Origin of the sequence: Pantoea sp. Cr_R13 (genome assembly GCF_029222565.1) — a bacterium.
Taxonomy (GTDB): Bacteria; Pseudomonadota; Gammaproteobacteria; order Enterobacterales; family Enterobacteriaceae; genus Pantoea; species Pantoea eucalypti.
Genome location: NZ_JARHXL010000013.1, coordinates 830,866 through 851,492 on the forward strand (window position 1 = coordinate 830,866; position 20,627 = coordinate 851,492).

The following is a 20,627-nucleotide window of genomic DNA, read 5'->3' on the forward strand; positions in this document are numbered from 1 at the left end:
CGACTCCGCAAAATTCAGGGACGATTGTCAGCAGGAGAAAAGAGATGCTGGAACACCTTAAACAACAGGTTCTGGAAGCGAATCTGGATCTACCCAAATACAACCTGGTGACCTTTACCTGGGGGAATGTCAGCGCGATTGATCGCGAGCAGGGTTTGCTGGTGATTAAACCTTCCGGCGTGCGCTATGAAGTGATGAAGCGCGACGACATGGTTGTGGTCGATCTGGCGAGTGGCAATGTAGTAGAAGGGGATAAACGCCCTTCATCGGACACGGCGACGCATCGTGCGCTCTATCTCGCCTGGCCGGAAGTCGGTGGCATTGTCCATACGCATTCGCGTCATGCGACCATCTGGGCGCAGGCAGGACGACCCATTCCGGCCTGGGGAACAACCCACGCCGACGATTTCTATGGCGAGATCCCCTGCACCCGCGCGATGCGTAACGAAGAGATTCAGCACGAGTACGAGTGGAACACGGGCGAAGTGATTATTGAGACGTTCGCGCAGCGCGGATTATCGCCTTCGGCGATCCCGGGGGTACTGGTCAACTCCCACGGCCCATTTGCCTGGGGTAAAGACGCCCATGCCGCTGTACACAGCGCGGTTGTCCTGGAGGAGGTGGCCTATATGGGGCTCTTTAGCCAGCAGCTTACTGCTAACCTGCCGCCCATTAATCAGACGCTGCTCGATCTGCACTACCTGCGGAAGCACGGTGAGAATGCCTGGTACGGGCAAAAATAACGAACGGGACGCGACGGCGTCCCTTTTTTTTGTCGCAATGGCCGCTGGTATGGCGATCCCCATCATAGTTATCAAAACATCCATCCTGAAAAAATAAAACAGTGTTTCATTTATATCGAGGCGATCACTGTTTTAATAACCTCAAATCACTACTTTGCTTTCATCGCCTTCGGGCACTTCCTGCTCCAACACTGGCAAAGCAAAGGTGAAACCTGTATGCACATCAAACGGGCAATAGACAAAATTCCGGGCGGCATGATGCTTATTCCGCTGTTTATCGGCGCACTCTGCCATACATTCTCTCCCGACGCCGGGAAATACTTCGGCTCTTTCACCAACGGTCTGATGACGGGGACGGTGCCGATTCTGGCCGTCTGGTTCTTCTGTATGGGAGCATCGATAAAGCTCAGTGCTACCGGCACGGTACTGCGTAAATCAGGCACGTTGGTGTTAACGAAAATTGCCGTTGCCTGGGTTGTGGCGGCTATCGCCTCACGCGTGATGCCGGAGAATGGGGTAGAAGTGGGGATGTTCGCGGGCTTATCCACGCTGGCGCTGGTAGCTGCAATGGACATGACGAATGGCGGCTTGTATGCCTCGATCATGCAGCAATACGGTTCCAAAGAGGAGGCTGGCGCGTTTGTGCTGATGTCACTGGAGTCCGGGCCATTAATGACCATGGTTATTCTGGGTACTGCGGGTATCGCCTCATTCGAGCCACACGTGTTTGTAGGCGCTGTCCTGCCGTTTGTGGTCGGATTTGCATTAGGAAATCTTGATCCGGAGTTACGTGACTTCTTCGGAAAAGCGGTACATACGCTGATTCCTTTTTTTGCTTTTGCGCTGGGTAACACCATTAACCTGGGCGTGATTGCGGAAACCGGACTGCTGGGCATCATGCTGGGCATCGCCGTGATCATCATTACAGGTATCCCGCTGATTCTGGCCGACCGGCTGATTGGCGGCGGGGATGGCACGGCCGGTATAGCCGCATCCAGTACGGCAGGCGCCGCAGTGGCGACACCCGTACTGATTGCCGAGATGTTGCCGCAGTTTAAACCGGTTGCGCCTGCCGCAACGGCGCTGGTTGCCACATCTGTCATTGTGACCTCAGTGCTGGTGCCCATTATCACCGCTATCTATTCAAAACGCCTTAAGCGTCTCCATGTTGCCGTCGGGCAGCGTGCCGCTATTAAGTAACCTGCCTAATCAATCCCCGGCGCGCCAGTCGGGGATCACTCTGGATTTTGTGTTGTAAATCAATCTCTCATTTGGTCTGGCCTCACTCTGCATTACGCTGATGTGGCGTATTTAACGCATCAAAATATAAACAGAGGATGAGACAATGACAGTTATTAACCAAGCAACGTGCAGATTATTTACCGAAGTCGGCAATACCACGCAGTTAGTCGCCTATTACGAAGAAGGGCGTCGTACCATGTGGATGATGTTGCGTGCACAGCCCCGTCCGAGTTTCAACCATGAACTGATTGAGGAGATCATGAACCTGAGCTATGCCGCTCAGCGTTCGGGCCTGCCAATCGACTTCTGGGTCACCGGGTCACTGGTTCCGCAAATGTTCAACGCCGGTGGCGATCTGCGCTTCTTTGTTGAGTGCATTCGCAACAACCGCCGCGAGGCGCTCCGGGCTTATGCGCGTGCCTGCGTGGACTGCATCCATTCTGCAGCACGCGGTTTTGATACAGGCGCGGTGACGCTGGCGATGATCGAGGGCAGTGCGTTAGGCGGCGGATTCGAAGCGGCGCTGGCGCATCACTTCATCCTGGCGCAAAACAATGCACGGATGGGCTTCCCGGAAATTGCTTTTAACCTGTTCCCTGGTATGGGCGGCTACTCACTGGTGGCACGTCGTTCCGGCATGAAACTGGCCGAAGAGCTGATTTGTGAAGGGGAGTCTCACAGCGCTGAGTGGTATGAGACGCGTGGACTGGTCGATAAGGTCTTCCAGCCAGGCGACAGCTATCGTGCCACTCGCACCTTTATCGACACGTTACGGCCTAAACTCAATGGCGTGCGGGCGATGCTGAAAGCGCGCCAGCGCGTGCTGCAATTGTCACGCGCTGAGCTCATGGATATCACAGAAGATTGGGTCGATTACGCGTTTACTATCGAACCTAAAGATATTGCTTACATGGAACGCCTGGTACAGTTACAAAACCGCCACAGCGCATCACTGCGTAAAGCGGGTTAATCCGGACCAGCATTAAACGCGGGCAGGATGCTTAGCCAGCCAATGCCCAAATTGTTCCGCGGGCATTGGTTTTGCGTAATAGTAACCCTGACGCCCATCAACACCACTTTTAAGCACGAACTTCTCTTCATCCGGCGTCTCAATACCTTCTGCAATCACCTGCAAATCAAGCGCCTTCGCGACGGCGACGATTGCACGCACCAGCGATTGTGATACCGGCTGTTTATTGATGTCGCGGATAAAGCTTTGATCGAGCTTAATCGCATTGATCGGCACACGTGCGAGCTGAGAAAGCGAAGAGTAACCGGTGCCAAAATCATCCAGATGAACCTGTGCGCCCAGCTCCTGAAACTGTTTCATCAGCTTCAGCGCTTCAGTTTCATTCTCAATCAGACAACTTTCTGTGAGCTCAATATCAATCGGACAATCAGTGATATTCGCCTCATGCAGTGCCTGTTTCAGATCGGTGTAGATACTTTGGTCGAGCAGCTGACGGGCAGACACATTGACAGCGACGCGCAGGAAAATACCCTGCTGACGCCAGACGATAATCTGCTGAAGCACGTTGAGCATTACCCAGCGTCCCAGCGGCACAATCAGCCCTGACTCTTCGGCATAGGGAATAAAATCTGCGGGCGAAACCATACCACGCTCTGGTGAGTTCCAGCGTACTAATGCCTCGGCGCTGCGAACCTGTCCATCGCTATCAATCTTAGGCTGGTAATGTACCAGCAGATGATCGAGTTCAAGCGCCTTGCGCAGGTTGGTGTCCAGCCACAGATACTCAAAGACCCGCTGGTTCATCTCGGCGGCAAAGACACAGAACTTGCCGCGACCATTCTCTTTAGCGTGATACATCGCGGTGTCCGCGTTACGAATCAGGCTCTCTCTATCTTCGCCATGCAGCGGTGCGAAAGCGATACCGATGGAACAGCCACTGTAAACTTCAATCAGTCCGATACGGAAAGGCTGTCGCAGGCGCTCAAGAATGCGGGAGGACATCGCCTCCAGCGCAGCCTGGCTGGTGTGTTCAGCCAGCACCACAAACTCATCGCCACCCAGACGACCCAGCGTCTGGTCCTTACCCAGACAGCTAAGAATCGCGAGAGAAACCGCCTGCAGTAATTGATCGCCGAACATATGACCGTAGGCGTCGTTCACTTTTTTGAAATTATCGAGATCGAGATAGACGACACCAGTCTCATCATGCTCGGCGCGCTCCAGCGCCAGGCTAATCTGCTGATGAATGGCGTTGCGATTAGGTAAACCGGTGACCGTATCGGTGTTTGCCAGCACCCGGAGGCGTTCCTGGGCACGTCGCTCCTCAGTAATGTCTGTACCAGAACAGATGAGGAAAATTTCATTTTTGCCGCTGCCGCTGTGAACAAACTTATTACGAAACAGAAACAGTCGCTGGCCCTTTTTGGTTTTAACCCAGCGCTCCACCTCGTACGAGTTACCGTCACGGAAGAAGCCTGCAATGTTGCGCCGCGACTGTGAGGCTTCCTGCCGGGTCATAAACAACTGAAAGACATTTCGGCCTATAACTTCATGTTCATTCAGACCGGTATATTCTTCACTCAGGCGGTTAAAACGCTGAATATTGCCCCGTTGATCGAGGATAACTATCACTGAATTAGCTTCAGAAACCACCTGTTCGGCGAATGAAAGGCCCAGGGTCAGGTCACGGGCGACCGCCGACGTATCTCCCCAGGCAGAAGCGGTTCCGGCCCAGGAGGCCTGGTTCACTTTACGTCCGACAAAATGCATTGGCACATCAATGCCTTGCAGGGACATAGTCAGATTGATACTTGAAGTGATGACGGGCATTGCGCGGATCATTGCAGCCTGGCCGGGTGTCAGCGGCAGGGCGATATTAGTTTGTGACGACTCATCTTCGGCAAAATGCAACGCATCGCTGTCCGCGGTCAGACGCCAATGAGGGCTGGTTGTACCAAAAAGGGTGTACAACAACGTTTGCCCTTGTTCATCGGTCATGGAAACTTCCTCCGGGAAGTGCTCTGCAGGCGTTATCTCATTATTTTAGCAACAGTATTCATCATCTGAGGCAAGCACAAGATGCAAACCAAATATATTTTCCCATCCAGATAAGAATGGCACAAAAAAGCCCCGACGGTGCGGGGCTGTTCAGTGCGTTCAGCAGGGACATTTGCCCAGTTTACCGGCCTGACTGGGGAAGCGGGCATCCAGGCAATAACGGTGAAAATCGCGCTCGCTCATCGGCGCCTGTCCGGGATGATGCTGTCGCATATGCTGCAGATATTTTTGATAATCCTGCACCCCGACCATTAAGCGAAAACATTGTTGCAGGCCGCGCCAGAATCCCCGCCAGCTAAACCTCTGCGGCGGAGAAGCAGCAATCACGTTACAGTGCAGAATCTGCCAGTCACCGTGCGGCCGGTGGACCTGATGGATGGCATCAGACATGGCGCACCTCCTTGTTGCGCATTGCTACCGGCGTCTCGCGGGTGGTCGGCACCGAACTGTTCAGCGCACGACGAATGACAAAGAATGCCGAGATCAGCATGGTGACCGCCACCAGCATAAAGAAGGCACACAGCGCGGCGTTAATCTGATTGCTGAACACGATAGTCTGCATATCCGCCACGCTTTTTGCTGGCGCGATGATCACGCCTTCATCCAGCCCTTTGCGGAATTTATTCGCCTGCGCCAGGAAGCCGATAGAAGGTTTCTCATGGAAGATTTTCTGCCAGCCCGCGGTCATTGAGGTGATAAACAACCAGACGGTCGGCAGAATCGTCACCCAGGCGTAACGCTGCTTTTTCATTTTGAAGAGCACCACAGTCCCGAGAATCAGCGCCATCGAGGCCAGCATCTGGTTGCCGATACCAAAAAGTGGCCACAGTGTATTAATGCCGCCCAGCGGGTCGACCACGCCCTGATAAACAAAGAAACCCCAGCCTGCAACTGCGACAGTCGTGCCCGCCATATTACCCAGCCAGGAACGGTTGTTCGCCATAGAAGGCACCACTGTTCCCACCAGATCCTGCACCATAAAGCGGCAGGCGCGGGTACCGGCATCAACCGCGGTCAGGATAAACAGCGCTTCAAACAGAATGGCGAAGTGATACCAGAATGCCATCATCGCCCGACTGTTGAAGATCTCGGTAATAATATGGGCCATTCCCACGGCGAAGGTAGGCGCGCCGCCTGCGCGAGAAAGAATGGAACCTTCACCGACATCGCGGGCGATGCCGCTCAGCATTTCTGGCGTGACCACAAAGCCCCAGCCATTGATGACCTGAGAGGCGCTCTCAACGGTGGTACCAATCAGTGCGGCAGGTGAGTTCATAGCAAAATAGACGCCGGGATCCAGCACTGAGGCACAAATCAGCGCCATGATCGCCACAAAAGACTCCATCAGCATCGCGCCATAGCCAATAAAGCGGATATGACTCTCCCTCTCCACCAGTTTTGGCGTAGTGCCGCTGGAGACCAGCGCATGGAAGCCTGAGATTGCCCCGCAGGCAATGGTAATGAACAGGAACGGGAACATCGCGCCGGAGAATACCGGACCGGTACCGTCGATAAATTTGGTCACTGCTGGCATTTTCATCTCTGGCATGGCAAAGACGATGCCCACCGCCAGGCCGACAATCACGCCAATTTTAAGGAAAGTGGAGAGGTAGTCGCGCGGTGCCAGCAGTAGCCAGACCGGCAGCACAGAAGCAATAAAGCCATAGATGACGAGAACCCAGGTCAGCGAGGTGCCTTTCAGGGTAAAGAAGGGGCCCCAGTACGGATGTTGTGCGACGTCGCCGCCATAAATAATCGCCGCCATCATCAGCACAAAGCCAATCAATGACACTTCGGCGATTTTACCGGGGCGGATAAAGCGCATGTAGACGCCCATAAACAGCGCAATCGGAATGGTGGCCGCGATAGTGAACAACCCCCACGGGCTGTTCGCCAGTGCCTTCACGACGACCAGCGCCAGCGCCGACAGGATGATGATCATCACGCCCAGCGCGCCGAGCATCGTCACGACACCGGCAAATGCGCCCAGCTCCTGCCGCGCCATTTCACCCAGCGAACGGCCATCACGGCGTGTTGAAATAAACAGGATCAGGAAATCCTGGACCGCGCCTGCCAGCATCACCCCGACCAGAATCCAGATAGTACCGGGCAGAAACCCCATCTGCGCGGCCAGAATCGGACCGACCAGAGGACCGGCGCCCGCAATGGCCGCGAAATGGTGGCCAAACAGCACCCATTTATTGGTGGGAACATAATCCAGCCCGTCGCTCAGCCGCTCGGCAGGTGTCATCCGGCGGTCGTCCAGTTCAAAAATATTGCGGGCGATAAACAGGCTGTAGAAGCGGTAAGCGATGCTGTAACAGGCGACAGCGGCTATCACCAGCCAGACTGCATTGACGTGTTCGCCGCGGCTGAGGGCCAGCATGGCGAAAGCGCCCGCGCCGATTAACGCCACCACTAACCAGATCACACTGGTTTTGACGTTTTTCATGACTAACTCCTTGTGAGGACCGAGAGGAAAGCGATCGAAAACAACGAGTTAAACTTAATGTAATGGAATGTAAGTGAAAGTTAATCAGTGGAGAAGTGTGAAGCGGGGTACAAATTTAACTTTTTTGCAATCAGAACGGGGCGGGAAAGGGCGGGATAACCAGCGTTATCCCGCTTGTGTCAGCGCTTATACACGCGACATTCAGACGGCGGGCCGGGCCACGACGCTGCGAGTTTCCATGCGGACTTCGGCGATGGTGACATCAATCACGTCAGTCACACGGTAAACCACGTCACCTTTGATCTGTACGCTGCCATTCTCCTGACTTAAGACCAGCTCATCACGCACCGCGTGAATGAACGGTGCCGGGATAAAGGCAACGGCACCAAACTCGACCAGGCGAACACGCATGCCGCCACGCGACACGTCGATAATCTCGGCGCTGAAACGACGATCGGTAGCCGCAAAGGGCGCCAGATAACGGGCGTAGAGCCAGTCACCAACGTCACGTTCCGCCATCCGGTTCAGGCGACGGCGTTCACTCATCGTTACCGTCACCGCATCATCCGGACGTGCGATCGACTCACCGCGAATAATTGCTTTAAGCAGACGATGGTTGATCATGTCGCCGAACTTACGAATCGGTGAGGTCCAGGTGGCGTAAGCCTCCAGACCCAGACCGAAGTGCGGGCCGGGCTCGGTGCTGATCTCAGCGAAAGTCTGGAAACGACGGATCCGGCTATCAAGGAACTGGGTCGGCAGGGCGTCCAGTTCACGACGCAGCACACGGAAACCTTCCAGAGTGGTGATCGCCTGCGCATCCACGGTAATACCGTGATTCGCCAGTACCGCCGCAGCCTGTTCAGCATTGGTGGCATCGAAACCGGCATGCACATTGTAAATACCAAAGCCCAGACGATCACGCAGCACTTTTGCCGCGCAGACGTTGGCCAGAATCATGGACTCTTCAACGATACGGTTAGCGATGCGGCGAGGTTCAGCCACAATTTCCAGCACTTCGCCTTTATCACCGAGCAGGAAGCGGTAATCCGGGCGGTCCTTAAAGACCAGCGCGTGGGTCTGACGCCACTCGCTGCGCGCCAGGCAAAGGCGATGCAACAAACGAATCTGTTCAGCAATCGCCTCGCTTTCTGGCTGCCAGGTGCCGCTGTTTTCCAGCCAGTCAGAGACATCGTCATAAGCCAGCTTGGCTTTAGATTCGATCCAGGCAGCAAAGAACTCGACGTCATCACCCAGGGTGCCATCGGCTGCCACTGACACGCGGCAGGCCAGTGCCGGACGACGCACATTCGGACGCAGCGAGCAGACATCATCAGAGAGTTCGCGCGGCAGCATCGGGATATTAAAGCCCGGCAGGTAGTTGGTAAACGCACGTTGTGCCGCCAGCTTATCAAGCTGACTGCCCTCCGCCACATAGGCGGTCGGATCGGCGATAGCGATAGTCAGACGCAGGGTGCCGTCGTCCTGTGCTTCTGCATAGAGCGCATCATCCATATCCTGGGTGCTGGCGCTGTCGATGGTGACGAAATCCAGCGCGGTCAGATCTTCACGCGTCAGGTTTTCATCCATCATCTCGCCAAAGCTGACATCAGGTGCTTCACGCTCAAGGTTGTGACGCGACAGCGTCACCCACCACGGAGCAAGATGATCATCAGCTTTGACAATAAAATCGGTAAGTTCGGCATAGAAGCCGCGATCGCCTTTTAACGGATGGCGACGCATTTCTGCCACTGCCCAGTCGCCATTTTCAAACTCATGGCTGACATCGCGTGCGGGGCGACACGGGATTGCATCTTTCAGCAGGGGATGGTCCGGCACAATCGACAGGCGATCGTCTTTCTTCTGCACCCGGCCAACAAAGCGGGTCAGGAACGGCTCAACCAGGGTTTCCGGCTCAGCGCTTTCGCGATCTTTATCGCTATGGATCACAGCGGTAATACGGTCGCCATGCATCACTTTCTTCATCTGCGGGGGCGGAATGAAGTAACTTTTCTGCGCATCGACTTCCAGAAAGCCGAAGCCTTTTTCGGTGCCTTTAACGACGCCTTCAGCTCGAGGCGTTTGCGAATGGAGCTTCTGTTTCAGCTGCGCGAGCAGCGGGTTATCCTGGAACATAATTTTTACGTTTCGTGGCCTGATTGCGGCTGACAGTTTTACGCGATTCGGCGGCGCGCGGCAAGGCAAAAAGCCGGACGAACCGGCTTTTCAGAGAGGAGTGAAAGGGAGGTCAGGCAATGCGCTGTTCAGGCAGTGCCGCTGACAGTTCCAGCTTCACCGGCACCGACTTAGAGGTCGGTGTGCCACTGTCATCACCAAAGCTGTTCAGCGGCACCAGCGGGTTGGTTTCCGGGTAATAGGCCGCCAGGTTACCGCGCGGAATATTATAGGGAACCAGTTTGAAGCCGCTGACGCGACGGGTAATGCCATCATTCCAGAGTGTCTCGATATCGACATTCTGACCTTCGGTGAAGCCAAGGTCTGTCATATCGTCCGGGTTGATAAACACCACTTCGCGCTGACCAAACACGCCACGGTAACGGTCATCAAGGCCATAAATCGTGGTGTTGTACTGGTCATGTGAACGCAGCGTCTGAAGAGTGAAAGGGACCTCTTGATCCAGATTCGGGAACAGCGAGTTCGGCAGCGCCGCGGCATTGAACTCTGCTTTCTGGCTCGGCGTATTGAAGCGCAACTCGGCAGCGGCATTACCCAGGTAGAAACCGCCGGGGATATCACATTTCGCATTGAAGTCGGCAAAGCCCGGAATCGTTGCAGCGATATGCTCACGAATCAGGTTGTAATCACCGGCCAGCTCGCGCCATTTCACTTTTTCATCACCCAGCACCGCCTGCGCGATACCGGCAACAATCCAGGTCTCAGAACGCTGTGTTTCCGCCAGCGGAATACCAATCCCTTCTGAGGCGTGCACCATGCTAAAGGAGTCTTCCACGGTAATAAACTGATTGCCGGTCGCCTGCAGATCGCGTTCGGTGCGGCCCAGCGTCGGCAGAATCAGCCCTTCATGACCCGGCACCAGATGGCTGCGATTCAGTTTGGTACTGATATGCACAGTCAGACCACAGCGTGACATCGCTTCTTCGGTGCGCGGTGAATCTGGTGCAGCGGCAGCCAGGTTGCCACCCAGCGCGATCAGCACTTTGACTTCATCACGCAGCATCGCGTTCAGCGCTTCAACGGTGTTATGGCCCGCGGCACGCGGTGGCTCGAAATTGAAATGATTACCCAGCGCGTCCAGGAAGGCTTTAGCCGGTTTCTCATCAATCCCCATGGTGCGGTTACCCTGCACGTTGCTGTGACCGCGAACCGGGCAGAGGCCTGCGCCTTTTTTGCCCAGCTGACCAAACAGCAACTGCAGGTTAGTGATTTCGCGAACTGTGTCTACCGAGTGTTTGTGCTGGGTGATGCCCATTGCCCAGGTACAAATCACCCGGTCAGCACTCTGGTAAATCGCCGCCGCTTCACGGATCTGCGCCTGCGTCAGGCCAGACTGCGCCACAATCTGCATCCAGCTGGTGTTATCCACCGCATCCAGATAGGCCTCAATGCCGTTGGTTTTAGCATTGATAAAGGTCTGGTCAAACAGGCCACTTTCACCGGCTGCCAGACGCGCGCGATGGGTCTCCAGCAGGGATTTCACCATGCCGCGCACCGCCGCCATATCACCACCCAGATTGGGCTGGTAATAAGACGAGCTGATGTTACCCGCTTTTGAGGTGACAACTTCCAGCGGTTTCTGCGGATCCGCAAAACGTTCCAGACCGCGCTCGCGCAGGGTATTAAAGGTGACGATCTTCGCACCATGATCGGCAGCATGACGCAGGCTGTGCAGCATACGCGGATGGTTGGTGCCGGGATTCTGACCGAAGACGAAAATTGCATCGGCGTGATCGAAATCATCCAGACGAATCGTGCCTTTACCGACGCCAATACTGCGCTTCAGACCGGTGCCGCTGGCTTCATGGCACATATTCGAGCAGTCAGGAAAGTTATTGGTGCCCATCAGGCGACCAAACAGCTGATAGAGCCAGGAGGCTTCGTTGCTGGCGCGACCGGAGGTGTAAAGCTCCATCTGATTCGGATGATCCATCGCCTTGATGTGCTGCGCGATCAGCGCAAACGCATCTTCCCAGCTGATCGGCTCATAGTGGTCAGTTTCCGCGTTGTAGCGCAGCGGATGGGTCAGACGTCCCTGATACTCCAGGAAGTAATCACTCTGGGTATAGAGCGTGGTTACGCTGTGTTTAGCAAAAAAGTCGGTGTCGACCATGCGGCGTGTCGCTTCCCAGGTGACCGCTTTGGCCCCGTTTTCGCAGAAGCTGAAGGTACTTTTGTTGTCATCACCCCAGGCGCAGCCCGGACAGTCAAAACCGCGTGCTTTATTCATGCGCATCAGGTTGCGCATGTTTTTCAGGGCCGCTTTGCTGTCAAGCACGAAACGCGTGGTGGCTTCCAGAGAACCCCAGCCGCCCGCAGCCGCGCGATAGGGTTTGATTTGGCGTTTAAATTTCATAGTGAGTGCAGGCTTTTATAGTAGGCATTATTGTTTGGTGTTTGTTATCAGGTTATAGCCTGATGGTGAAAGGAAGTCTGCAGCTATCGTTATACCTTGTCTAATTGATTGACATAATGGTGCGATAGCTGGCGTTTATCGTGCACAGGCCTGAAATGTGATGGTGCTCAGATTTTACCCGCCTTAAACCGGCCGATAACGGGAGTTCTACTGACAACAGGCTAATACTTGCTGTTCACTATCAGAGAGAGCGTGACGCCATGAAACAGCTGACCAGCCAGATCCATGCGTTTGGCAAAGCATTGATGATGCCCATCTCAGTCATCGCGGCCGCCGGTATTTTTCTCGGACTGGCGGCGGCGATGCAGAACCCGGCGGTGACCGGCGATGCCTTTGCGCAGATGCAGGTTCCCCAGATAATCATTGGCTTTATTCGCAAAGTGGCGGGCGCGCTCTTTGCTAATCTGCCTGTCTTCTTTGCGGTAGCGAGTGCCATTGGCCTGGCAAAAGCAGAAAAACCCACGGCCGCCTTTGCCGCAGTGATTGGCTACATTGTGATGAACGTCGGCATCAGCGCCACGCTGGCGGCGAAAGGGATTACGGCGGCGACGACCACACCGGCAGCCCTGCAGCAGGCGGGAATGGATCAGACCACCGCCATGATGACCTCGGCGGAGTACATCAACATGCTGGGTGTCTTCACCTACAACATGAGCGTGCTGGGTGGGGTCATTGCCGGACTGATCACGGTGGCGCTGCACAATCGTTTTTACACGCAGCAACTGCCCACGGCGATCAGCTTTTTTGGCGGACGGCGTTTTGTGCCGATCATTACCGTGGTGTGTCTGCCGCTGATTGGCGTGTTACTGGCGCTGATCTGGCCGACCATTGGCAATGGCATCGCCTGGATTGGTCAGATGATTGGCAAAAGCGGCCAGTATGGTGCTTTTCTGTTGGGAGCTTTTGAGCGCATCCTGATCCCCACCGGCCTGCATCATATTCTCAATGAAACCGTGCGCTTTACACCTATCGGCGGCATGGCCGTGGTCGATGGCCAGACGGTTGTCGGCGCGCTGAACATCTTCAACGCCTCCCTGACCCATCCGGGGTCGATCCCCGATGAGACTTTGCGCACCGCCACGCAGTTTCTGGCGCAGGGCAAGATTCCGGTCATGATGTTTGGCCTGCCCGCGGCGGCGCTGGCGATCCATCACACCGCGCGGCCTGAACACAAACAGCGGGTCAAAGCGCTGGTGATGGCGGGCGCACTGACCTCATTTACCACCGGCATTACGGAACCGCTTGAGTTCTGCTTTATCTTTGTCTCGCCAGTGCTCTATCTGCTGCATGCTTTCCTGACCGGCCTGTCGTTTATGCTGATGTCGATGCTGCATCTGATGATCGGCAACGTGCAGGGCGGCGTCATCGACCTGGTGGTGTTCGGCATGCTGGGTGGGGCGAAAACCCACTGGTGGTGGACGCTTGCGCTGGGCGTAATCTATGCGCCGATCTACTACTACGCTTTCCGGCTGGTGATTACCCGAATGAATGTGGAAACACCGGGCCGGGAGTCAGAGGATGAGAAACCGCAACAGGTCACCGCGGATGAACGCACTCAGGTGATTATTAGCGGACTGGGTGGGCAGGCCAACATTGAGGATGTCGATTGCTGCTTTACCCGTCTGCGGGTTCGGGTTAAAGAGATGAATCAGGTGGTCGATCAGACGCTGATGAGCACCGGTGCGAACGGTGTTAATCGTGTCAGCGAGCACGACATTCAGGTGATCTATGGCCCGCAGGTTGAGAAGATCGCGAATGAGGTAAAAATGGCGTTGGGTGTTGCGTAACCCAGCCCATTTCAGGCGTGATCATCACGTCAACCGCCCGGTGCAGCGGGCGGTTTGCACCATTCCTGGTGGAGACGCTGACCACTGCCCACCCGCCTATTGTAACTAAAAAAAACCTTACCCTAATGGGGCACCTCTTTCTGCCGATATAGCGATTAATCCCTTCATTACTGGAACACCGCAATGTCGTTAAAAAAATCCTCCCTGATTATATTTTCCTTCCTGCTGGCCTTGTTTCTGACCAGCGTGGCAATCAGTACCTGGCTCCTGATCCAGAGCAATCACTCCCTGAATGCGGTTAACAAAGAGATACGTGTGGTGCTCTCAGTGATTGACCCGATCAACCACAGCCGAACGCTGCGTGTCCGTCTGATGGAATATATGAAGGAGATTGAGGGCAGCGACGCAAACAATCCCGCCACGCTGGACAGTGTGCGGACCGTAGCCGGTAAAGCGGATGCCGCATTTCAGGCCTACATGAATGCGCCGCGTCTGCCGGGCGAAGAAGCGGAAGCTTACGCCTATAGTCAGGCTTATCTGGCCTATCGTCAGCAGGGACTGCAACCCTTAATTGATGCCGCTGAGGCGCATGATCAGGCGCGCTTTAAAAGTCAGATCCCTAACGTGGTTCGCCTTGATCGCCAGTACGAAATCATTCTGGATCGGGTGCTGGCCCAGCATGAAACGTATGCTAAAAAGCTGAACAGCGATGCCCAGAGTCACTTCAACACCGGCATTACGCTGCTTGGGCTGTTTGGCGTCCTGTTTTTTGCCATTATTATTGCCATTTACATCTTTATGAAGCGCTACGTACTTTCACCGCTTAATGAAGCGCAGGAACACTGCAAACTGATTTCGGCAGGCATTCTGGATACCACGGTACCGGTCAGGTCAGGTTCACGCAGTGAAATTCAGCTGCTGATGGGCTCGCTGGAGCAGATGCGCAGTGCGCTGACCACCATTATTCTTCAGGTGCGTGATTCAACCCGCTCCGTTTCCACCGCCTCGCAGGAGATTGCAGCGGGTAACATCGATCTTGCCTCGCGTACCGAACAGCAGGCCGCCGCACTGACCGAAACGGCGGCCAGCATGGAGCAACTGGGTGCGACGGTGAAACAGAATACCGAAAACGTCTTTGAAGCCTGCCGTCTGACCAGTGAAGCGGTGAAGAATGCGGAGAGCGGTGAAAAAGTCTCGCAGGAAGTGGTGACATCAATGTCTTTGATCAATGCCAGCTCGAAGAAGATTGAAGAGATCACGACCGTCATCGACAGCATCGCCTTCCAGACCAATATTCTGGCGCTGAACGCAGCCGTTGAAGCCGCCCGTGCAGGTGAGCAGGGACGTGGCTTTGCGGTAGTGGCAGGGGAAGTGCGTAATCTTGCCCAGCGCAGCGCCACCGCAGCCAAAGAGATTGAAGGGCTGATTGCAGAATCGGTTTCGATCATTCATGCCGGTTCTGATCAGGTCAGCCGGACCGGTGATGCAATGAGCGCGATTATCTCCTCGGTCAGCCGCGTCAATCTGCTAATGGAGCATATCTCCACGGCCTCTGATGAGCAGAGTCGCGGCATCGGTCAGATTGAGCAGGCCGTTACCGAGATGGATAGCGTTACTCAGCAGAACTCGGCGCTGGTGCAGGAGTCTGCGGCGGCCTCTGCTTCGCTGGAAGAGCAGGTGCAGTATCTGACGCAGTCGGTCTCCACCTTCCGGCTGGCAACGCATTAATCAGCCCACTCTGCGCTGAGTGTATGCAGCGCAGCGTGCTGAGTAGCTGGCTGCTAAGCAAAGCATGGCAGAGAGGGGCGAGTTTGACGCAGCGCCTTGTCGCGGGCAGAGATTCGGCGGATTATAAGGCTTTCCATTGAACACAGGGTCGTCATGCTAACCAGCACCCATGCCCGCAGTAATAGCGCCGATACCCGACTCGCCTGCACGCTTGCCGCTGCTGCGGGCGCGCTGAATACCGCAGCCTTTGAGATCGTCGGTTTTTTTTCAGCCAATATGACAGGGAATGTCTCGCTGCTGTCCGATCATCTGGCAAAAGCGAATCTGGGGCCCGGCCTGTTTTTTCTGTCGATCGTCCTGTTGTTTATTGTGGGTTCCCTGTTTTCGACCCTCGTCATTAATGCCGGACACCGCAGAAACATCCGCACTATCTATGCGTTTGTCATCCTGCTGGAGGGCACCGCGCTGATTGCGCTGGGAGTGATCGAGAATCACTTTCCGCCACTGTCACCTGGCGTGGTGTTAATCATGAGCCTGAGCTTCCTGATGGGGTTGCAAAATGCGGTTGTTACGCGGATCTCTAATGCCCGTGTTCGTACAACCCATATTTCTGGCACGGCGACCGACATCGGCATTGAAATGGCGATGCTGTTTGAGGTGCTGCGGCGTAAAACCTCGCCGAAAGATGCGCCGCTTTATCTGGACCGGCTGCGACTGCACACGCTGACATTGCTGGCTTTCCTCGCAGGAGGAATAGCCGGAATCGGGCTTTACCGGGTGCTAGGCTACGATTTTTTGCTACCAGTGGGGTTCGGCTTAATCTGTCTGGCGCTGAATGCCATATTCATTAAACCCGCGAAAACAGCGGTCGTGAAGATGTAGAGGGGCATACGCTCTGCCGCTTTTTCAGGGCACATCGGTTGCTGATTCATCGTTCCCCTTGCGCCAATGAACCGTGCGGTTAAAACCGCCATGAGTAAGCAGGGTAACATTCCACTCTTAACTTGGATTGACTCTGACAGCGAGACAGTGAAGAAAACACGCTTTAACCTGCAGATGGATAATTAATATCGACATTAAACAATTGATTTACTTGTGTAATCTGGAGCGTGAGCGCCATTTCGGGCGGGCCGCAGAAGCCAGTTTTGTTACACAGCCAACGCTCTCGATGCGCCTGAAAAACCTGGAGCGCGAGCTGGGACTGCCGCTGATTAACCGCAGCAATAACTTTGCCGGATTTACGCCAGAGGGCGATCGCGTGCTGGCCTGGGCGCGGGAAATTGTTTCGGTATATCAGGGGCTGAAGCTGGAAGTTGAATCACTGAAACATGGGGTGAACGGCACGCTGCGGGTTGGCGTGGTGCCGCAGTGCAGCATGGCGCTGCCGTTGCTGCTGAAAGCGGTGCAGGCGCGTTATCCTCAGCTCGACTACCGCATTGCGGTACTGAGTGCGGATCAGCTGCTTGAAGCGCTCAATAGCCACACCGTGGATGTCGGTATCGGTTTTTTCGAGATGGCGACGCTACGGGAACTCCATTTTCAGACCGAGATGCTGGCAGACCGGGGCGCTGAAGCTGTATTCCATCCCGACCATTTCCCCGAGCTGGTGGGGGAAACCCCGCTGACGCTGGATGAACTGGCTCAACAGCCACTTTGTCTGGCGGAGCCCACGCGCTATTTCCGGCGCTACATTGATATGGCGTTTCGCGAAGCGGCACTGGTGCCGCGAGTGATCGTAGAGAGTGCCTCTATTATGCAACTGATGCAGTGTGCACAGGTCGGGCTGGGGTTGCTGGTGTCGCCGGTTGGTCACCTGCTGCCCGCTTCACTGCAGGGACTGCAGCAGCGCGGCATTACGCTGCCGCCGATGGCACGTCAGGCGGCACTGGTGATAGCCGAACCTGGCCGTGCCACACCGCTGGCACAGCACTTTTTCGACGAAGCCCGTGGTCTGCTGCCGGTATAACGCAGTTACTCCGCCTCGCCCAGCGCGTAAAACAGGCGGCTGTTCCAGTTGCCTAGCGCAACACGCTGTATTAGCGCGAACAACGCTTCAGCCTCCCAGCCAGCCTCCATCAGCGGTTGCAGGTGGGCGGCGCTGAATCGCTCAGGTGACCGGGTCAGCTGTACCGACAGCGCAATAATCAGCTGTTCTTCACCTTTTGATGCCGTCTCCTCAACACCCTCAATCAGGATGTCGTTCCCGTCCAGCAGCCGGAACGCCCAGCGACTGCCCAGAATACGCGCGGCGGTTGCCTCGGCCAGCGTATCCTCCTGAGAAAGATGCTGACACAGCTGCGCCCAGCCATAGAGCGCCGAGGGATCATGGGCCAGCAGCCATACCGCCTCCTGCATGCCGGGCAGCGACTGACAGCGGGTAACGGCAGCGAGCTGCTCAGCACTGGCATAGCGCAACTCCAGCGGTTTCAGCACGGGCTGCCAGCGGGCAGGCTGGTCAAAACCGGTGGAATCAGCATCAGGGGGCAGGGTGCTGCCCGGCAGCCAGCGTACCGGCTGACCCTGCAGCGCCTGCAATCCGGCAACCACGCGTGCCTGGTAACTGACAAATCCGATCACCTGATTCAGCGTGACAATATCGGGTTCAGTCAGGCCGACCGCATCGAGGGCGGTGATCGCGCTCGCGTTGATGAGCTCAGGCTGCATCGCCAGCTGGCGGGCATACTGTGTGATCTGGGTCAGGCGATTATTACTCTCGCGTGAGGAGTCGGGCCCGGGCAACGGATTTAATCGGGCAGAGTAGTGATTACACAACCGCTGCACGCCCGCGACCTGCGCGACGGTTAGCGCAGTGCTGAGGCGATCGTAAAGCGTTAAGGTGTGGGTGAGTGAGTTGTTGACGCGATCAGGAAAAAGCAATTGTGCCAGATCGCGCGCGGCCAGCAGGGCCGGCTGATGCGTGCGCAGCAGTGACTGCACTACGGTATTATCGGCGTAGCATCCCAGCAGGAAACGGTCATCAATATGGGCAGCCTCTGGCACCAGCGGTGCGGCCTGAGCAATACGTGGACTGGTCTGGCTTTCATAAAACCAGTGGTTATGGCCCGGATAGCGGCGTTGTTCCATGATCAATCCTTTTGCAAAATCGGGTTCGGCATGCAGGCGGCAAAATCTGAAAATGTGCATAAACCGAAGGTCAGGCTTATCGTCGCTGATGGGCAGGCCGGGGCAAAAGAATGATCGGTGATAATTAATAGCGTTACGGTATAACGGGAACGAAATCAGGCAGGAAGAGCGAGGCGGGGATAAAGAGAAGGGCGAGCCAGGCTCGCCCTTGCAGAACTTATTTCAGTTCCAGCTCGTTCATTGCAGCGATGCTAAAGCCGCCATCAACGTGTACCACTTCACCGGTGATGCCGCCAGCCAGATCAGAGCAGAGGAAGGCTGCTGAGTTGCCGACATCTTCAATGGTGACAGTACGGCGAATCGGGGTGACCGCTTCGCAATGCGCCAGCATCTTACGGAAATCTTTGATGCCTGAAGCTGCCAGGGTGCGGATTGGACCCGCAGAAACGGCGTTAACACGCACGCCTTCCGGCCCCATGGCGTTCGCCATATAACGCACGTTAGCTTCCAGCGACGCTTTCGCCAGACCCATCACGTTGTAGTTCGGGATTGCGCGCTCAGCACCCAGGTATGAGAGGGTCAGCAGCGCAGACTGTGGATTCAGCATCTCGCGGCACTCTTTGGCCATCGCGACGAAGCTGTAAGCACTGATATCATGCGCGATTTTAAAGCCTTCACGAGTCACGGCGTTCACGTAGTCGCCTACCAGCTGGTCGCCAGGCGCGAAACCGATAGAGTGAACGAAACCGTCAAATTTTGGCCAGGTTTTTGCCAGTTCAGTGAACAGAGATTTGATGCTCTCATCTTCAGCTACGTCACATGGCAGCACGATGTCTGAACCCAACTCTTTGGCAAACTCTTCCACACGACCTTTTAACTTGTCGTTCTGGTAGGTGAAAGCCAGTTCTGCGCCCTGTTTGTGCATCGCCTGTGCAATACCGTAGGCGATGGAAAGTTTACTGGCAACGCCAGTAATCAGAATGCGCTTACCGGAAAGAAAACCCATAGCTGTAATCCTTATGGTCATTGTAGTTGGCGGCCGCATGGTTAAAAAGTAAGCGACCGACGTTAATCGACGTGCGGATTCTAGCACGTCTCTCATAAATCAGGTAAATCGCCCCGCAATTTCCGCGATATGCAGCAAAAATCAGCGCTCACGCCGCCAGGCTTCCGCACTCAGTGCTTCGCCAAAGTGGCTGCTGATCAGCCGTCGGGTCAGATCATGCAGCGGGGAGGCCAGCACGTCCGCCGTGCCGCCGCGCTCGACCACTTCGCCCTGATGCATCACCAGCACTTTATCGCTGATGTGCTTCATCATGCCCAGATGCTGCGTGACATAAATGTAGGCGATCCCGTGCTTCTCCTGCAGCTCCAGCATCAGATTCACCAGCTGGGACCGCATAGTCATATCCAGCGAGGCCAGCGCTTCGTCGGCCACAATGACTTTAGGCTGGAGGATCAATGCACGCGCCAGACCCAGACGCTGTTTCTGACCGGGGGCCAGCATGTGAGGATAGTACCCGGCATGATCGCGCAGTAAGCCAACCTGACGAAGCGTAGTAATGATGCGTTTCTCACGCTCTTCCGCATTGAGCTCGGTATTGAGCCGCAATGGAAACTCCAGGATCTGACTGATGCGCTGTCGCGGATTCAGTGAGGTTGAGGGATCCTGAAAAATCATCCGGATGCGCTGACTGCGATAGCCATAATCCCCGAAGGTCAGTGGATGATCGTCAATCAGAATCTCACCTTCAGTGGGGGCGACCATGCCGCTCAGCATCTTCGCCAGGGTGGATTTACCCGAGCCGTTTTCGCCGATAATCGCCAGCGTCTGTTTCTCACGCAGGGTAAAGCTTACTGATTTCACTGCTTCAACGTGCTGACGGCGAAACAGGCCCGTACGGTAGCGAAAGGTTTTACTCAGGTTGCGCACTTCCAGCAGGGTCTCCAT

15 protein-coding genes are annotated in these 20,627 nt (G+C 55.5%); 7 read left to right on the forward strand and 8 right to left on the reverse strand.

Going from position 1 to position 20,627, the window contains the following annotated elements; translation table 11 throughout:
* The first annotated feature begins 44 nt into the window (after positions 1 to 44).
* The 3 genes from araD to P2R09_RS11615 all read left to right on the forward strand — a co-directional run bounded on the left by araD (position 45) and on the right by P2R09_RS11615 (position 2,955).
* The gene (araD, locus tag P2R09_RS11605; protein ID WP_039660139.1) at positions 45 to 743 is read left to right on the forward strand and encodes an L-ribulose-5-phosphate 4-epimerase; all 699 of its coding nucleotides are present in this window, start codon (positions 45 to 47) and stop codon (positions 741 to 743) included.
* A 216-nt stretch (positions 744 to 959) separates the two neighbouring features.
* The gene (gene kdgT / locus P2R09_RS11610) at positions 960 to 1,943 is read left to right on the forward strand and encodes a 2-keto-3-deoxygluconate transporter (RefSeq protein WP_003853844.1); all 984 of its coding nucleotides are present in this window, start codon (positions 960 to 962) and stop codon (positions 1,941 to 1,943) included.
* Between the two features lie 145 nt (positions 1,944 to 2,088).
* On the forward strand, positions 2,089 to 2,955 hold the full coding sequence (locus tag P2R09_RS11615) for a crotonase/enoyl-CoA hydratase family protein (RefSeq protein ID WP_003853843.1): 867 nt from the start codon (positions 2,089 to 2,091) through the stop codon (positions 2,953 to 2,955).
* Between the two features lie 12 nt (positions 2,956 to 2,967).
* Here the strand turns inward: P2R09_RS11615 and pdeR are convergent, their stop codons facing one another.
* The 5 genes from pdeR to P2R09_RS11640 form a co-directional block, all read right to left on the reverse strand.
* A complete protein-coding gene (pdeR, locus tag P2R09_RS11620) occupies positions 2,968 to 4,953 on the reverse strand; it encodes a cyclic di-GMP phosphodiesterase (protein ID WP_275769849.1) in 1,986 nt (661 codons plus the stop codon).
* A gap of 159 nt (positions 4,954 to 5,112) precedes the next feature.
* Complete coding sequence (locus P2R09_RS11625; RefSeq protein WP_275769851.1) at positions 5,113 to 5,403, reverse strand: CstA-like transporter-associated (seleno)protein; 291 nt, start codon at positions 5,401 to 5,403, stop codon at positions 5,113 to 5,115.
* The gene (locus P2R09_RS11630) at positions 5,396 to 7,465 is read right to left on the reverse strand and encodes a carbon starvation CstA family protein (RefSeq protein ID WP_008925270.1); all 2,070 of its coding nucleotides are present in this window, start codon (positions 7,463 to 7,465) and stop codon (positions 5,396 to 5,398) included. Before P2R09_RS11630 ends, P2R09_RS11625 begins: the two co-directional genes overlap by 8 nt.
* Before the next feature lie 201 nt (positions 7,466 to 7,666).
* Positions 7,667 to 9,601: an exoribonuclease II gene (locus tag P2R09_RS11635; protein WP_275769854.1), complete on the reverse strand. Its 1,935-nt coding sequence runs from the start codon at positions 9,599 to 9,601 to the stop codon at positions 7,667 to 7,669.
* A 112-nt stretch (positions 9,602 to 9,713) separates the two neighbouring features.
* A complete protein-coding gene (locus P2R09_RS11640; protein WP_275769856.1) occupies positions 9,714 to 12,017 on the reverse strand; it encodes an FdhF/YdeP family oxidoreductase in 2,304 nt (767 codons plus the stop codon).
* 260 nt (positions 12,018 to 12,277) lie between these two features.
* On the opposite strand from P2R09_RS11640, the gene P2R09_RS11645 reads away from it, so the two are divergent.
* The 4 genes from P2R09_RS11645 to P2R09_RS11660 all read left to right on the forward strand — a co-directional run bounded on the left by P2R09_RS11645 (position 12,278) and on the right by P2R09_RS11660 (position 17,558).
* Positions 12,278 to 13,864: a PTS transporter subunit EIIC gene (locus P2R09_RS11645; protein ID WP_275769858.1), complete on the forward strand. Its 1,587-nt coding sequence runs from the start codon at positions 12,278 to 12,280 to the stop codon at positions 13,862 to 13,864.
* A gap of 183 nt (positions 13,865 to 14,047) precedes the next feature.
* Positions 14,048 to 15,592, forward strand: coding sequence for a methyl-accepting chemotaxis protein (locus P2R09_RS11650; protein ID WP_275769860.1), 1,545 nt, complete (start codon positions 14,048 to 14,050; stop codon positions 15,590 to 15,592).
* Positions 15,593 to 15,745: 153 nt separating this feature from the next.
* Positions 15,746 to 16,474, forward strand: a complete 729-nt coding sequence (locus tag P2R09_RS11655) for a YoaK family protein (RefSeq protein ID WP_275769862.1) — start codon at positions 15,746 to 15,748, stop codon at positions 16,472 to 16,474.
* Positions 16,475 to 16,661: 187 nt separating this feature from the next.
* Entirely contained in the window at positions 16,662 to 17,558 is an 897-nt protein-coding gene (locus tag P2R09_RS11660; protein ID WP_275770684.1) for a LysR family transcriptional regulator, read from the forward strand.
* A gap of 5 nt (positions 17,559 to 17,563) precedes the next feature.
* Here P2R09_RS11660 and P2R09_RS11665 read toward each other — a convergent pair whose 3' ends face one another.
* The 3 genes from P2R09_RS11665 to sapF all read right to left on the reverse strand — a co-directional run bounded on the left by P2R09_RS11665 (position 17,564) and on the right by sapF (position 20,627).
* Positions 17,564 to 18,676, reverse strand: a complete 1,113-nt coding sequence (locus P2R09_RS11665; protein ID WP_275769864.1) for an oxidoreductase — start codon at positions 18,674 to 18,676, stop codon at positions 17,564 to 17,566.
* 217 nt (positions 18,677 to 18,893) lie between these two features.
* Complete coding sequence (fabI, locus tag P2R09_RS11670) at positions 18,894 to 19,682, reverse strand: enoyl-ACP reductase FabI (protein ID WP_003853816.1); 789 nt, start codon at positions 19,680 to 19,682, stop codon at positions 18,894 to 18,896.
* Between the two features lie 141 nt (positions 19,683 to 19,823).
* The gene (gene sapF / locus P2R09_RS11675) at positions 19,824 to 20,627 is read right to left on the reverse strand and encodes a putrescine export ABC transporter ATP-binding protein SapF (RefSeq protein WP_275769866.1); all 804 of its coding nucleotides are present in this window, start codon (positions 20,625 to 20,627) and stop codon (positions 19,824 to 19,826) included.

Bases quoted from the DNA above. Each gene is read 5' to 3' on its own strand.
- araD (WP_039660139.1), top strand. From the start codon at position 45: ATGCTGGAACACCTTAAACAACAGGTTCTGGAAGCGAATCTGGATCTA.
- kdgT (WP_003853844.1), top strand. From the start codon at position 960: ATGCACATCAAACGGGCAATAGACAAAATTCCGGGCGGCATGATGCTT.
- P2R09_RS11615 (WP_003853843.1), top strand. From the start codon at position 2,089: ATGACAGTTATTAACCAAGCAACGTGCAGATTATTTACCGAAGTCGGC.
- pdeR (WP_275769849.1), bottom strand. From the start codon at position 4,953: ATGACCGATGAACAAGGGCAAACGTTGTTGTACACCCTTTTTGGTACA.
- P2R09_RS11625 (WP_275769851.1), bottom strand. From the start codon at position 5,403: ATGTCTGATGCCATCCATCAGGTCCACCGGCCGCACGGTGACTGGCAG.
- P2R09_RS11630 (WP_008925270.1), bottom strand. From the start codon at position 7,465: ATGAAAAACGTCAAAACCAGTGTGATCTGGTTAGTGGTGGCGTTAATC.
- P2R09_RS11635 (WP_275769854.1), bottom strand. From the start codon at position 9,601: ATGTTCCAGGATAACCCGCTGCTCGCGCAGCTGAAACAGAAGCTCCAT.
- P2R09_RS11640 (WP_275769856.1), bottom strand. From the start codon at position 12,017: ATGAAATTTAAACGCCAAATCAAACCCTATCGCGCGGCTGCGGGCGGC.
- P2R09_RS11645 (WP_275769858.1), top strand. From the start codon at position 12,278: ATGAAACAGCTGACCAGCCAGATCCATGCGTTTGGCAAAGCATTGATG.
- P2R09_RS11650 (WP_275769860.1), top strand. From the start codon at position 14,048: ATGTCGTTAAAAAAATCCTCCCTGATTATATTTTCCTTCCTGCTGGCC.
- P2R09_RS11655 (WP_275769862.1), top strand. From the start codon at position 15,746: ATGCTAACCAGCACCCATGCCCGCAGTAATAGCGCCGATACCCGACTC.
- P2R09_RS11665 (WP_275769864.1), bottom strand. From the start codon at position 18,676: ATGGAACAACGCCGCTATCCGGGCCATAACCACTGGTTTTATGAAAGC.
- fabI (WP_003853816.1), bottom strand. From the start codon at position 19,682: ATGGGTTTTCTTTCCGGTAAGCGCATTCTGATTACTGGCGTTGCCAGT.
- sapF (WP_275769866.1), bottom strand. From the start codon at position 20,627: ATGGAGACCCTGCTGGAAGTGCGCAACCTGAGTAAAACCTTTCGCTAC.